12 protein-coding genes are annotated in these 13,750 nt (G+C 65.8%); 3 read left to right on the top strand and 9 right to left on the bottom strand.

The window, feature by feature from the left end:
* Entirely contained in the window at positions 1 to 867 is an 867-nt protein-coding gene (locus HH308_RS21210; protein ID WP_376767245.1) for an MlaE family ABC transporter permease, read from the bottom strand.
* Between the two features lie 109 nt (positions 868 to 976).
* Positions 977 to 2,365 (bottom strand): aldehyde dehydrogenase family protein, encoded by a 1,389-nt coding sequence (locus HH308_RS21205; protein ID WP_170196245.1) that lies wholly within the window; start codon positions 2,363 to 2,365, stop codon positions 977 to 979.
* A 316-nt stretch (positions 2,366 to 2,681) separates the two neighbouring features.
* On the opposite strand from HH308_RS21205, the gene HH308_RS21200 reads away from it, so the two are divergent.
* Complete coding sequence (locus HH308_RS21200; RefSeq protein ID WP_170196244.1) at positions 2,682 to 3,500, top strand: enoyl-CoA hydratase-related protein; 819 nt, start codon at positions 2,682 to 2,684, stop codon at positions 3,498 to 3,500.
* A 9-nt stretch (positions 3,501 to 3,509) separates the two neighbouring features.
* Here HH308_RS21200 and HH308_RS21195 read toward each other — a convergent pair whose 3' ends face one another.
* From HH308_RS21195 to HH308_RS21185, 3 genes are all read right to left on the bottom strand, one after another.
* Complete coding sequence (locus HH308_RS21195) at positions 3,510 to 4,811, bottom strand: TetR/AcrR family transcriptional regulator (RefSeq protein WP_170196243.1); 1,302 nt, start codon at positions 4,809 to 4,811, stop codon at positions 3,510 to 3,512.
* 53 nt (positions 4,812 to 4,864) lie between these two features.
* Positions 4,865 to 5,683, bottom strand: a complete 819-nt coding sequence (locus tag HH308_RS21190; RefSeq protein ID WP_170196242.1) for an alpha/beta fold hydrolase — start codon at positions 5,681 to 5,683, stop codon at positions 4,865 to 4,867.
* Between the two features lie 434 nt (positions 5,684 to 6,117).
* Positions 6,118 to 6,813, bottom strand: a complete 696-nt coding sequence (locus HH308_RS21185) for a nitroreductase (RefSeq protein WP_170196241.1) — start codon at positions 6,811 to 6,813, stop codon at positions 6,118 to 6,120.
* Positions 6,814 to 6,952: 139 nt separating this feature from the next.
* On the opposite strand from HH308_RS21185, the gene HH308_RS21180 reads away from it, so the two are divergent.
* Positions 6,953 to 8,269, top strand: coding sequence for an oxygenase MpaB family protein (locus HH308_RS21180; protein WP_170196240.1), 1,317 nt, complete (start codon positions 6,953 to 6,955; stop codon positions 8,267 to 8,269).
* A 126-nt stretch (positions 8,270 to 8,395) separates the two neighbouring features.
* Here HH308_RS21180 and HH308_RS21175 read toward each other — a convergent pair whose 3' ends face one another.
* From HH308_RS21175 to HH308_RS21160, 4 genes are all read right to left on the bottom strand, one after another.
* Positions 8,396 to 9,568 (bottom strand): alpha/beta hydrolase family protein, encoded by a 1,173-nt coding sequence (locus tag HH308_RS21175; RefSeq protein WP_170196239.1) that lies wholly within the window; start codon positions 9,566 to 9,568, stop codon positions 8,396 to 8,398.
* A 33-nt stretch (positions 9,569 to 9,601) separates the two neighbouring features.
* A complete protein-coding gene (locus HH308_RS21170) occupies positions 9,602 to 10,414 on the bottom strand; it encodes a beta-keto acid cleavage family enzyme (RefSeq protein ID WP_170196238.1) in 813 nt (270 codons plus the stop codon).
* Between the two features lie 70 nt (positions 10,415 to 10,484).
* On the bottom strand, positions 10,485 to 11,417 hold the full coding sequence (locus tag HH308_RS21165; protein WP_170196237.1) for a VOC family protein: 933 nt from the start codon (positions 11,415 to 11,417) through the stop codon (positions 10,485 to 10,487).
* Positions 11,418 to 11,518: 101 nt separating this feature from the next.
* The gene (locus HH308_RS21160; protein WP_170196236.1) at positions 11,519 to 12,445 is read right to left on the bottom strand and encodes a LysR family transcriptional regulator; all 927 of its coding nucleotides are present in this window, start codon (positions 12,443 to 12,445) and stop codon (positions 11,519 to 11,521) included.
* Positions 12,446 to 12,597: 152 nt separating this feature from the next.
* On the opposite strand from HH308_RS21160, the gene HH308_RS21155 reads away from it, so the two are divergent.
* Entirely contained in the window at positions 12,598 to 13,746 is a 1,149-nt protein-coding gene (locus HH308_RS21155; protein WP_170196235.1) for an FAD-dependent monooxygenase, read from the top strand.
* The last annotated feature ends 4 nt before the right edge of the window (positions 13,747 to 13,750 follow it).

Here is a 13,750-nt window from a genome sequence, read left to right as displayed (position 1 = left end):
TCAGGCCAACTGCGCCGGGAAGAACATCGTCTGCAGCTGGCTGACCATCAGGTTGGTCATGAAGATGCAGAACACGGACAACACGACCGACGCGTTCACCGCGTTGGCCACACCCTTGGGTCCGCCCTTGGCCTCCAGGCCGCGCAGACTCGCGATGTTGACGACGATGATCGCGAACAGTACGGCCTTGAGGACCGAGAAGCCGAGGTCGACCGGAGTCGCGAAGGCGCCGAAGGTCTGCCAGAAACTCGCGGGCACAACGTTGTTCACGTTGGCGGAGATGGCGAGCCCGGCGCCGACGCCGGAGGCGACGATGATGATGCACAGCGCGGGCGACAAGATGACCATCGCGAGGAACCGCGGCACCACGAGCCGCTGGATCGGATTGATCCCCATCACGCGCATCGCCTCGATCTCCTCACGGATGGACCGGGCACCGAGGTCGGAGGCGATCGCCGACGCCGCGGCACCGGACATCAGCAGGCCGGCCGCCATCGGCGCCCCCTGCCCCACCACGCCCAGCCCCGACGCCGCGCCGGCCAGCGAGTTGGCGCCGACCTGATCCATGATGCCGCCGACCTGCACGGACACCTCCCCGCCGATCGGGATCGCCATCAGCAGCGCGGGCAGTGCGGTGACTTTGAACAGGTGCCACATCTGATCGATCACTTCACCGACGGGAAGGCGCAGGCGGATGGTGTCGACGACGGAGAACTTGAACACCTCCCCCGACAACCGCACCGAGCGGCCGAGCGTATTGAGACTGTCGAACAGTCGTTTGTAGATTCCGGCCAGGACCCGTCTGACCGGCGCCAACAGCGGTGGCGCCGAACGGGTGTGCGTGCCGGGCAGCGCCGCCACACTCACGTGGTTCTCCTATCGGTGGGGATGTATTGAGGACTCGGTGCCGGGAGGCGGCCCAGCGGGCTCGTGGTTCGGGCGGCAGCGATCGGCCACTGTCCGAGGGAGACACGCCCTAGCCCATGAGTCGGCGCATCATCGCCGCGACGCCTGCGCTGTACGGCGGGTAGGCCAGCGCGAGGTCGGGACGAGAGGGCTTGCGCAGCACGGCTTTCTGGTGGCTGAAGGTGTCGAACCCGTGCTTGCCGTGGTAGCGGCCGAGCCCGGAATCGCCGACGCCGCCGAACGGCAACTCGGGTACGAGTAGTTGGTAGAGAAGATGATTGATCCCCATCGCGCCCGACGACGTCTGCTCGACGACGACTTTCTCGACGGCGCTCGATTCGGTGAACAGGTACAGCGCCAGCGGCTTGGGGCGATCGTTGATGAAGTCGACGGCGTCGGCGATCGACGCCACGCTGATCACCGGCAGGATGGGCCCGAAGATCTCTTCGCGCATCAACTCCGAGTCGAGGTCGGGGTCGGTGACGAGGGCCGGCGCGAGGCTCAGTTTGCCGTAATCGACTGCGCCACCGGAGATTTCGCCACCGGAAGCCTGCAGCGCGCCGACGAGCCGGTCGAGGTGGCGGCGGTTGACGATATGGGTCGAGTCGTTGGCCGCGTGTGCGGGCAACTCGCGCAGCAGGTGCTCGACCAACCGCGGGCGCACGGCCTCTTCGACGATGACGTAGTCGGGCGCGATGCAGGTCTGGCCGGCGTTGATCGATTTGGCCCAGGCGATGCGCCGCGCGGCGACCTCGATGTCCGCGTCGGCGGCCACCACCGCGGGGCTCTTGCCGCCGAGTTCGAGCGTGACTGGCGTGAGGTGTTTGGCGCTGGCCTCCATCACCGCGCGGCCCACCACGGTGGAGCCGGTGAAGAAGGTGTGGTCGAACGGAAGCTTGAGCAGTTCGCGGTTCACGGTTCCGTCACCGAGGATCACGCGTACCGCACCGGGATCGACGTAGCGCGGCAGCTTCTCGGCGATCACCCGCCCGGTCGCGTCGGCGAGATCCGAGGGTTTGATGATCGCGGTATTGCCCGCCGCGAGTGCGCTGACCAGCGGCTGGATGGTGAGCAGCAGCGGAAAGTTCCAGGTGCCGAGAATCAGCACGACACCCTTGGGCTCGGGAACGGTGAATGCCTTGCCGGGTGCGGTGGCAGCGCTGATCCGCACCGACGTCGGCTTGACCCAGCGGGGCAGCTTCGCCAGGGTGTGGCGGATCTCGTGGCGCACCGGACCGACGTCGGCCATGAAGGTCGCCATCGGACTGCGGCCGAGGTCGCTCTCGATGGCGGCGGCGATGTCGGCCTCGCACTCGTCGACGAAGCGCAGCAGGCCGTGCAGCTGAGCAATCCGCCATGCGAGCGGACGCGTGCGGCCGCTGCGAAATGTTGCGCGGACGGCTTCGACGTCTTCATGGACGGGCGACGCCGCCACCGGCGCGATCTCGGTAACGCTCATCAGGCACTCCTGCGGTTTCTCGTGGTCTAGGGATCCTCGTCGAACCGCCTACCTGGGCTGATCGAGATCCGACGCTGTGAACGAACTGAGCATACATAGTGTTCAGACGTGATGTCAATCACTTTGGGTCAAGGGACCAAAGTCTGTCGACCCGGACCGCGAGTTGTGATCCACAACACGAACGCACCTACAATAGTTAGGTTTTACATAAGACGTCAAGCGTAATTTGTCAGCAGCTCTGCACTGTTTCGCGACAGAGCCTCGCGCCAGTACATACATCTTGTACATACAGACTGTATGAGCTAGCCTTCGGTGCATGACCGCGTCGTCTGACAATCCCCCGCGTGCCGATGTGCTGACGGTGTCTCAGGCCGGAGCCGTCCGCTGGCTCACGATGGTCAGGCCGCACGCCCTCAACTCCTTCGACCTTGTCTTGCAGCAGGAGATGCGCGACGCCGTCGACGCTGCGGCCCGCGACGACTCCGTGCGCTGTCTGGTGGTGACCGGAGCCGGGCGTGCCTTCTCGGCCGGCGCCGCCCTGTCCCTCGACGATCTGCGGTCCGGAGCCCGGCTCGCGCCACGCACCGAGGAGGAACTGCGGATGCGCTACAACCCGACGGTGCGGGCCCTGCGCACGATGCCCAAACCGGTCATCGCCGCGGTGAACGGCGCGGCGGTCGGGATGGGGTGCGCGCTGGCCTGCGCCTGCGACCAGATCATCGCCGCCGACTCGGCATCGTTCACCCTCGCCTTCGCAAACGTCGGCCTCACCCTCGACGCCGGAGCCTCACTGCTCGTCGGTGCGCGGATCGGATTGGGGCGCGCGACCCAGATGGCCATGCGCGCAACGAAAGTCGATGCCATCACCGCGCTTGACTGGGGACTGGTCGACGAGGTGGTGCCCACCGACGATCTCCATGTACGAGTCACCGAGCTCGCCGAATCACTAGCCGCGGGCCCCCCCGCCGCTTTCGCGGCCATCAAGCGCAGCCTCAACACCGCGCTACTTCCCCACCTCGACGCGGTCTTCGAGTCCGAGATACAGGGTCAGACCGCCCTGGTCGACGCCGCCGACTTCCGCGAAGGAGTGCAGGCGTTCACGCAGCGCCGACCGCCGGTGTTCGCGGGGCGGTAGGCGTCCCGACTATCCCTCGCGGCGCCCGTACAGCGCCGCGTAGAGGAACATCCCGACCATGCCGGTAACCGACTGCAGATCCTCCAGATGTTCCTCTCCCGCCAACGATCCGGCCACCGCGCGCTCGATCGCCCACAGCAGCGTCGCCGCGTACTGTTCGGCCGGTGGGCCGTCGGGCGAGAGTCCACGCTTGCGGTCGGTCTCGATGATGGCGATCAACGCCGACTCCATGGCGCTCATCGCCGTCAGGTACTCCGCGCGCAGTTCCGGCAGCCGCGGCCATTCGTGCACGGCATTGCGGATCACCGGCCCGGCGAAGCCCTCCAGGTTGAGCCACTCGCCGACCTGTGCCAGCAACGCCGTCGGATCAGAGCGGTCGACGTCGGCCATACCCGACAGTCCCGCGACGATCTGCGCTGCCGCCTGCCGAAACAGGACCACGAAGGCATCCTCTTTGCTGCGGAAGTAGAAGTAGAACGACGCCCGCGACGTTCCAGCCTTCTCCAGGACTCGTGCGACGCTGAGCTCGGCGAGCGTCTGGTCGACGAGCAATTCGCTCATCGCTCGCAGGATTCCTTGTGCCGTATCGGAATCGAGGCCCTCTTCGGCATGCGCCATGGCCACCGCGGCAACCGCGACGGGCGGTGCATCCGGGTCGACGTCGGCGATGTTCTCCGCCACTCGCCCGCCGTAGATGGCGGCTTCGTTGAGTGCACGCAGCGAGTCGGCGACGTCGCCGACCGAGGGCAGTCGCGGATCCAGCCCCCGGGAACTCACGTAGAACGCACGCTCGACGGCGCCGACGAGCAGCGTCGCCACCATGTCCGCGGGCGCACCGTCGGGTGCGCGCCCCGACTCCCGCTCGAATCGGACCTGCTCGGTGACGGTGTCGACGAATCGCGCGAACATCCGCTGCCACGCGGCGCCGACCGCGGGCTGACTGTGCATGTGTTCGATGACCGCGCAGATCACCGCCCCGTGCTCGGACCACATCGCCAGCGTATGGGCCAGCGACGATCCCATCTGGCGCGCGCGGTCGCGACCCGGCGTCGACGCCCACGGCGCATCCTCGCCGTACGACTGATCGAAGACGCGGCCGACGAGAGCCACCAACACGTCGTATTTGTTGGCGAAGTAGTGGTAGAAATTCGCGCGCGACAGCCCCGCACCGCGAAGAATCTGTGCGACAGTGAGGTCCTGCAGCGACGTGTCGACGAGAAGCTGCTCGGTCGCGTCGAAGACGGCTTGTTCGGCCGACGACGTACCGTCGAATTCACGCGGGCGGCGCCGCACGAAGGACCCCTGACTCATGAGCCCAGATCTTACACGATGTCCGGACACATCGTCTGACACGTTAGCGGTGGTCACGACCGTATCGGCGACCGGGAGAGGGATTCGAGCAGCGCGGCGTCGAACGCGTCCGGACACTCGATCATCGGGTAGTGCCCGCAGTCGAACTCGACCAGGCGGCTGCCCAGTCGCTGCGCGACCCATCGCGCGCCCCGCACCGACAGTGCCGGATCGGCGACCCCGACCAGCGCCGTGACCGGCACCGACATCGCGTCGAGGACGTGGGTCTGGTCGGTGCACATCAGCGTGCGCATTGCCGCGCGGCCCGCCCAGCTCGGCGTCTGAAGCGAGATGCGATGCAGCCAGTCGAGCAGTTCGCGTGTCGGCGGCTCTTTGAACGGATCCCCGACGGCCTTGCGCCGCAAGCTGATTCGATCGGCATGCTCGGCGGCGAGGATCGCCGCGAGCGGGACGTCGGCGGGCACGCCGAACGGAAACGCTTCGGTCCTCGACGCTGCGACGCCGTTGGAGGCGACCATCACCACCGAGTCGACGCGGGTCGGGAAGTCGTGGGCGGCCCGCAGCGCGACCATCCCGCCAAGCGACCATCCGACGACGATCGCCGACGAGACGTCGAGCGCGTCGAGGACGCCGACGGCATCGGCGGTGAGGTCGGTGATCGAGTACCCCGACAGCGGGGCGTCGGATCCGCCGTGACCGCGCTGGTCCATCGCGATCACTCGATAGCCCGCTTCGGCGACCACCCGCAGCTGGCGATCCCACACCTCGCCGGACAGGCTCCAGCCGTGGATGAACAGTACGGCCGGCCCCTCTCCGAGGTCGCGGACGTTGATGCCGACGCCGCTAGGCGTGGCGATCAGACGCTGGGTCATGATGTCTCCTTCGTTGCAGTTCGGTTGCCGCACAACGTCGTTGCGCGGTATTGGTCGGGCGTCTCTCGCTGGTTGAGCCGGGGCCACGGCCCCCCTTCCCGCTGGTTGAGCCGGGCCCGACGAGCGCAGCGAGCGCCGTGCTGAGCGAGCGCAGCGAGTCGAAGTAACGCGCCCGTGTCGAAACCATGGTGCCCCTTCCCCGCTGGTTGAGCCGGGCCCGACGAGCGCAGCGAGACGCGCCCGTGTCGAAACCATCGTGAGACGAGTTACCAACTGTCGCTATGTGTTTGGCGTACGTGGTTTCGACACGGGCCTTCGCTAACGCTCCGGCCCGGCTCAACCAGCGGAATGGGGTTGTCCCGGCTCAACCAACGGAAGGGGGTATCCCGGCTCAACCAGCAGGGCGAGGTCACCTTCGCTAGCTGTAGCACCTCCTAGTCGAGGAAGGTCGCCACGTCGGCCACCGGTTGCCGTTCGGTGCGGTAGGCGTTGACCGGATGCTCGGTGTCGGCGTACCCGAAGGAGATGCCGATGAGCACCAGCCGGTCGTCGGGCAGATCGAAGAACTCGCGCAGCACCGGCGCCTGCGTCGCCAGCGCGGCCTGCGGGATCGTGGCGACGCCGCGACTGTGCGCGGCCAGCAGGAAGCTGTCGATGAACAGTCCGCAGTCAACCGCACCGTAGGTGCCCAGCGAGCGATCAGTCGTCACGACGGCGACGTGCGGTGCATCGAAGAAGTCGAAGTTGCGCAGCGTCTGGCGCGCCGACGCCGCGCGGTCTCCCTTGTCGATGCCGAGGCTCTCGTAGAGCTGCCACCCGCTCGTACGACGCCGGTCACGATAGACGCCGTCATAAGACGCCGGGAACGGCAGATCGGCGTTCTCGGCCGGCCCGCTTGCGATCGCCGCGGCCAGCGCGGCACGTAGTTGCGCCGTGCGCTCACCGGAGGTGATGTGCAGGTGCCAGGGCTGCGTGTTGCACCACGACGGTGTGCGGCGCGCGACGTCGAGGATCTGCTCGATCTCGTTGCGCGGCACCGGTTGCGGCGTGAAGGCGCGGCAACTCCAGCGTGTCGAGAGCAGGTTGAGCAGGGTCGACGTCGCGTCGACGTCGGCGGCGAGGGCAGTCATGAGGGGCTCCTGGTCAGAATCGGTCGAGCACGAAAGAACAGTCGGCTAGACACTCAGTGTAGACATAGTGTTCAGTCAGGTCTACCCTCAGTTGTTAGCGCCGTCACAACACTCTCGATCGCACCCTAGGAGGGCACGCATGACCATCGCCGAGCCACACACCCCGCTTACATTCCGGGGCGACCTGGACGTTCCCACCGGCCTTCCGCGCGGCATCGACCTGGGCCGAATGAACAACGTGGACAAGGCCATCGCGATGTACGGCCGGCCGCTGGTGGAGAAGATGACCGACCACGCACTGCTCGCCGACGACTACGCCTACCGCGCGATGCTCGACTTCAAGGACAAGAGCAATTCGATGAACTGGCGTACTTTCGACGTCGCCGTCGAGCACGGTCTCGATGCGCTCGACGATCCGACTCCCGGGGTGGTCGCGCTCTTCGAGCAGATGGAGACCGTCCCCGACTGGGTCGACTTCGATCAGCTCTATCGCGGCGCCGTCGCATTCTGGCGGGCCGGCATGATCGTGCAGCCGATCCTCGCGTGGGCGACCATCGCAGGTGGCTTCTCGATGTACAGCGCAACGCGCCCAGTGCTTTTCAGCGGCCGCCTGCGCAAGGCCGACAAGGTCGGGACCCGGCTCATCGAGAGTTTCCGATACGTCGTCGCGGCCTACACGCCTGGCGGAATGGGTCGCTTCGAGGAGGGCTTCCGGCTCACCGCGAAGGTCCGCATGATCCACGCGGCGGTGCGGCACAGCCTGAGTCAGTCCGACGCCTGGGACTGGGCGAACTGGGGCATCCCGATCAACAACATGGACGCGATGGTCACTCAGTCAGGGCAGTTCGGCGTCAAGTTCACCGACGCCGTGCAGGCCTCCGGCATCCGCTTCAGCGATCGTGAACTCGACGACATCTTCGCGCTGTCGCGCTACGTCGGCTACGTCATCGGCGTGCCGCCGGAGCTGTTGCACACCGACTACGAAGACGCGCGACGAAAGACCGAACTGCACACCCTGCTCGAGCTGCCGCCGGACCAGCTGTGCCGCGACGTCGTCGAGTCGATCATCAAGTTCAGCATCGAGAACCCGCCGGGCGATGTCGAGGTGCTGCCCGGCCCGCTGGCTAAGGTGATGACCGACGAACGCCGACTCAAACTTGCCTACGGCCTTCTGCGCGAATGGATTCCGGCCGACGTCATGGATGCGCTGGGCGCCGAGAAGACCGCGTGGCGTTTCGTCCTGCCCGCTGCCCGGCCGCTCATCCGAATCGCCGACCGCATTCAGCGCGCACTCCCCCACGACGACGAGAAGGCCGCCTTCACCCTCCTGCACAATTTCAACAACGCGATCGCGGTGCCCGGCGGAGACAAGGCCCACGAAGTCGCCAACCCCGAGGAGGTGGGCGCCGACATCGCCGCCAACAAGGGCGGAATGCCGGTGGTGGCGCAACGGTGACCGCCGAGTCGAGCGACCACCCCGCTCCCCGAGTGCCGAAGCGAGGAACGAGCTTCGGTGTAACGAGGGGCCCGCAAGACAACGAACCCAACTCAACCGAACACCCCGCGGCGGCACCCACCGCGTTCAGGGCACCCTCGCCGCCTTGAGCTCGGCGACGGTTTCGTCGATCCAGTCGCAGATGTAGTCGCGGACCATCGGCATGTTGTCGATGCTGCAGTGTTCCACCCCGCCTTCGCGATCGGTGAATACCTTGAGTTCGCGTTTCGGGCTGTTCACGAGATCGTCGAAGAGGTTGTGCGCGTACTCGAGTGGGATCTGCCGGTCATGCTCGCCGTGGACCACGAGGAAGGGAACTCGTACACGGTCCATGATGCCGCGCAGAGTGACTTTCGGTGCGATCTGCAGAAACTCGTCCATGTCCTCGGCACCCCAGACCCATCGCACGTGCTCCCAATAGTGCGGCACCGGCCGGTCGCCTTGGTTCGCCAATCTGCGGAGCTGGACCTGACCCCAGTCGTAGTTGGCACCCCAGGCCACGCTGAACTTGATGCGCGGCTCGAAGGCAGTCGCCCGTGGTCCGTAGTAGCCCCCGAGTGACCACGCGAGCATGCCGATCAAACTGCTGTCGACGTCGGCGCGTTGTTCGAGCAGGTCGATGCACGCGGCCGCCCATCTTTCACTCTCCACGACGGCGGTCAGGCCCCGCAGGCGAAGGGCCTCCCCGGCGCCGGGTGCGTCGACCATCAGCGTCGAGATTCCACGCCTGCGCAGCTCGTCTGGGGTGCCCGAGCCGTAGAACTGTTCCTTGGTGCTGTCGAGTCCGTTGAAGAAGATGACACACGGCGCGGGAGTGTCGCCCGCGTCCGCGCGCATGAAGATCCCGGGGAAGCTGGTGTCCCCGTACGGGATCTCCACCCGTTGCGCCGGCTGATCGGTGAGTTCGAGGAATTTCGCGAAACTGGCCAGCGTCTTGCGGTAGGCCTCTTTGCGCGGAGCGTAGGAGTGCGCCTGCATACGTTCCGCGGTCTGGTAGTACACGGCGGCGCGACGATGCTTCTCACCGGCACTTCGCCGTCGTCCGAGCTTCTCGTCTTCGTCGGCGAGTTCGACCAGGGTGTCGGCGACCGAACACCACGAGGTGAAGAACGCCTGGGTCGCTTCGTCTTCGGTTTGGTCGGCCGGGGCATCGAGCAGTGGCCGGCACGTACGATCGACTTCACCGATCAGGCCGCCGGTGGCCAGTGCGAGGCCGGCGGACAGGTTCCACACATACTTTCCGGGGATGGGCTCGAACACGTGAATTTCCTTCTTTCAGTTCATGATTTGAGATCAGCGTCGCAGCCCGAGAGCGGCGTGCGTCTGGTCGACGGTGGCGATGTCGTGGCCCAGTTCGCGGGCGAGCCGGGCGGCCCGCGCAACCAGCGGGGTGCTCCCCTCGGCGAGTTCACCCTTGCTCAGGTAGAGGGTGTCTTCGAGACCGGCGCGGGCGTTGCCGCCGAGGGCGAGTCCGATGGCCGTGAGTTCGAGGTTGGCACGCCCGATGGCGATGACCTGCCACACGGCGTCGTCGGGCAGGCGACGCACCATCGTCAGGAGGTTGTCCGCGGTGGCCGCCATGCCGCCTTGCACGCCGAGCACGATCGAGAATTGCAGCGGTTCGGGGAGCAGACCGCGGTCTCGCAGCCGCAGGCACGCGTCGAGGTGACCGGTGTCGTAGATTTCGAGTTCGGGTTTGACTCCGAGGTCGAGCATCTTGGCCGCCAAGCGCACGACGCCGTCGGGCGGGTTGCGGAACTCGCCCTGCCCGAAGCTCATCGAGCACGGGTTCAGGGTCGCCATCTGCGGCGCCAGGTCGACGAGCTTCTCGCGCTCGGAGAAGGGCACGCTCAGGCCCACGCCGGTCGACATCTGAATGAGGATGGGACACCGCTCACGAATCGACTCCATCACCCTCCGACCGATGGCGAGGTCGGCGGTGGGTCGCTGCGAATCGTCGCGGAGGTGGATGTGGGCGACCGACGCGCCCGCGCGGTATCCGGCCTCGACCGCGGCGGCGATCTCCTCCGGTGTGGTCGGCAAGAATGGATTGTCGGCTTTGGTCGCGATCGGCCCGGTGGGCGCGACGGTGAGTGTTACGGGCATGGCGATACTGCTTTCGTGAACGAGGGGAGATACCGGGGAATGTTTCCCCAGCGGACGGATCGGACGCGTCCTACACCGGCGCGGGCACCCACAACCCCTTGTCGGGGTCGTTGAACATCGCCGGAATCATCTGCTCGGTGATCAGTCCGCCGGTCCCCCACTGATCTGCGGCCTCCGGCCGAGCTTCGAAACGCCGAGGCTCCCAAGTGTTTTCGTCTTCGATCTTCTCCAGCTCGGTCGTGTATTCGACGACGTTGCCGGTCGGATCGAGGAAGTAGGAGAAGGTGTTGTCACCGGCACCGTGGCGTCCGGGGCCCCAGATCGGGGGTTGGCCGGAGCGGGTCAGCCGCCCGGTGCCGCGCATGTATTCATCGATCCCCCGCATCTCGAACGAGACGTGGTTGAGAGATGTGTGCGGACCCTGGGAGATCGCCAGGATGTGATGATCGGTGCGCACCCGCATGAAGCACATGTGGTCTTCGAGCCAGTCCGACAACCGAAACCCGAGATGGTTCTCGTAAAAGCGCTTAGTCGCGCCGATGTCGGTCGAGTTGATGACGACGTGGCTGAGCTTCTGCGGGATCGACTCGCGGGGTTCGAGTGCTCGGAACGGGCGCTCGGCGACGCCGCTGGAGATCTCGATGAGTCGGCCGTCGGGATCGAAGAAGCGGAATCCATAGCCTCCGCCCGGGGTGTCGAGGCGGTCGGGCTCCCGCACGATCGAGATGCCGGCGCTGCCGAGCCGCTGGGCCATCCGGTCAACGTCGTCGTCGGTGTCGACGGCGAACGAGATCAGGTCCAACCGCTTGTCGGCGTCCTTGCGCACTCGCATGATGTACTGCTCGGGGTGTGCCGGAGTGCCGAAGAACGCGATACCCGAGTCCTCCGCGACAACCTCCAATCCCCAAGTGCTGCGGTAGAATTCGACCGAATCGTCGAAGTTGGGTACGGCCATTCCGACGTGCCGGACGTGGGTGATGGGAGTCCGCGCGGGAGCGCTCATGGTGATTCCTCATTTCAGCGGGACAAGGTCGCGTGATCGACATCCGCCACGCTAGTTCCGCACATCACACATGTGTTATCGATTCTTGTCGATCACAGCTATCATCGCGATCGATACTCGGACAGAGCACCGGCTGCTCGACGAAGTTGTTGTCGCAGCCATACGTGTGCCGGGTCCTCCTGGTGGCGGGGTCCCCAGAACATCGCCTCGGTGATCGGTGCCAGTTCCACCGGCGGATCGAGAAGTTTGATACCGGTCTGCTCGGCGACGGCACGTCCGAAACGTTCGTGCAGCAGGGTGAGAAAGTTGGTGCCGCGCAACATCAATGGGGCGACGACGAAGCTCTGCGTCGTCACGTCGACGGTGCGCGTCACGCTGCGCGCCTGCAACTGCATCGCAGACGCGGACTTCAACGGCCCGCCGTCGTAGGCGAGGTAGGGCAGCGATTGAAATTCTTCGAGCGTTATCGAGTCGCGGATCTGCGGATGATCCCGATCGACCGCGCAGACGAAGCGATCCGTGAACAGATCCTCGGAGTGCCACGACACCCGCGATTCTTCGACCTCACGAGGAACGATGAACAGGTCGATCTGCCCGCGGCGCAGCAAATCCGCGTAGTCGCCGGTGATCGGCCGCACATTCACGCGAATGTTCGGCGCCTCGTCGGCCATCCGGTTGAGCAGTTCACGCAGAAGGACCACCAACACGTAGTCGCTCGCCAGGATGGTGAACGTGTGATGCTCGGTCGCCGGATCGAAGGCGCGTGCTCTCCCCACCGCCCCCTCCATCAGCGTGAGTGCCTGACGAATCGGTCCGGTCAACGACTCAGCCATCGGCGTGAGTACAAAGCCGCGACCGTCGCGCACCAGCAGCGGATCGTCGAACAACTTGCGCAACCGTGCGAGGGAAGCGCTCATCGCCGGCTGCCCGACCGACATCCGCTCCGCGGCCCGAGTCACGCTCCGCTCGGCCATCAGCGCGTCGAACGCGACCAACAGGTTCAAATCGATCCGCTGCAGATCCGACATCGCACACCTCCACCGCCGAGTATCACTCCTATTGATACATGTGATCGATAAGAATCGCTTGGCATGGTGTGTTGCGCGTCATACCGTTTGACGGCAGTGCGGCTGAGCGGATTCGCTGCCGGCTTCTCGATCACACGCAGGGAGTGACCACTATGCTCGTTCAGAAAGTTCTCATCGTCGGCGCAGGTATCGGCGGACTCGGCCTCGCGGCGCTCCTGGGACAGCGTGGCGTCGCAGTCACCGTCGTCGAAAAGCGTTCAGATGCAACGGTTCTCGGCGTCGGAATCAATCAGCCGGCCAACTCCCTGCGGGCACTGCGCGCGATCGGCGTCCTCGACGACTGCCTGCGGATCGGTTATGCGCACACCGGCAACACCTTCTACGACTGGCATGGCGACCTGATCGTCGATTGCCCGTCACATCTCGGCGGCCCCGACGTTCCCGCCAACTGCGCGATCTCCCGCGCACAGCTCAAAGATCTGCTCCTGACGGCTGCGGAAGAGGCGCACAGCAAGATCCGCTACGGAGTCGAAGTCGAACACATCGCCGACAACGGCGATCAGGTGCTGGTCCGCACGTCGGATGGTGCCCAGGAGTTCTACGACCTCGTCGTCGGATTCGACGGAGCCCGCTCGGGTATCCGCGACTACGTGGTCGGCACGCCGGTGTCTCCGGCCTTCAGCGGATACGGCGTATGGCGCAAGACGATGCCACGCGCCGCGAGCGTCGCCAATACCCAACTGTTCCAGGGCGACCGCACCAAAGCCGGCGTCATCCCGCTCTCCGACGACTCGATGTACCTGTTCGTCGTCACACCCGAACCCGGCAATCCGCACCACCGTCCCGAAGACTTCGGGGCGCTGCTGAGCGAACGGCTCGCCGGCTACACCGGCTTGATCGGCGAACTGCGCGAGAGCATCACCGACTCCGACGGAATCGTCTACAGCCCGCTGAGCGAGCTGCTGCTTCCGGCGCCGTGGAATCGCGGTCGGGTCGTCGTACTCGGCGATGCCGCGCACCTCTGCGCGCCGCACCTCACGCAAGGGGCGGGCATGGCGCTGGAGGACGCCATCGTCCTCGCCGACGAACTCGCCGAACAGCCCGACATCGCAACAGCATTGTCCGACTTGATGATTCGACGCCACGACCGCGTCAAACTCGTCCACGACGCCTCACACGCCATTCTCGTCGGCGAAATGGCGGTCGACGCGGCCGGACTCCCCGACGCAATCGTCCACATGCGCGAAACGCTGCCCGGCCAAACCGAAGCGGTCGACCGCATTCTCAATCAGCCGTTCTGACCCG

The sequence above is a fragment of the Gordonia asplenii genome, from assembly GCF_012933505.1.
GTDB lineage: Bacteria > Actinomycetota > Actinomycetes > Mycobacteriales > Mycobacteriaceae > Gordonia > Gordonia asplenii.
Note: the sequence above shows the minus strand (reverse complement) of the source record. Positions and strands in the feature narration are given on the sequence as shown.

Excerpts from the sequence above, each read along its gene's own strand:
- HH308_RS21205 (WP_170196245.1), bottom strand. The coding sequence starts at position 2,365 with ATGAGCGTTACCGAGATCGCGCCGGTGGCGGCGTCGCCCGTCCATGAA.
- HH308_RS21200 (WP_170196244.1), top strand. The coding sequence starts at position 2,682 with ATGACCGCGTCGTCTGACAATCCCCCGCGTGCCGATGTGCTGACGGTG.
- HH308_RS21195 (WP_170196243.1), bottom strand. The coding sequence starts at position 4,811 with ATGAGTCAGGGGTCCTTCGTGCGGCGCCGCCCGCGTGAATTCGACGGT.
- HH308_RS21190 (WP_170196242.1), bottom strand. The coding sequence starts at position 5,683 with ATGACCCAGCGTCTGATCGCCACGCCTAGCGGCGTCGGCATCAACGTC.
- HH308_RS21185 (WP_170196241.1), bottom strand. The coding sequence starts at position 6,813 with ATGACTGCCCTCGCCGCCGACGTCGACGCGACGTCGACCCTGCTCAAC.
- HH308_RS21180 (WP_170196240.1), top strand. The coding sequence starts at position 6,953 with ATGACCATCGCCGAGCCACACACCCCGCTTACATTCCGGGGCGACCTG.
- HH308_RS21170 (WP_170196238.1), bottom strand. The coding sequence starts at position 10,414 with ATGCCCGTAACACTCACCGTCGCGCCCACCGGGCCGATCGCGACCAAA.
- HH308_RS21165 (WP_170196237.1), bottom strand. The coding sequence starts at position 11,417 with ATGAGCGCTCCCGCGCGGACTCCCATCACCCACGTCCGGCACGTCGGA.
- HH308_RS21160 (WP_170196236.1), bottom strand. The coding sequence starts at position 12,445 with ATGTCGGATCTGCAGCGGATCGATTTGAACCTGTTGGTCGCGTTCGAC.
- HH308_RS21155 (WP_170196235.1), top strand. The coding sequence starts at position 12,598 with ATGCTCGTTCAGAAAGTTCTCATCGTCGGCGCAGGTATCGGCGGACTC.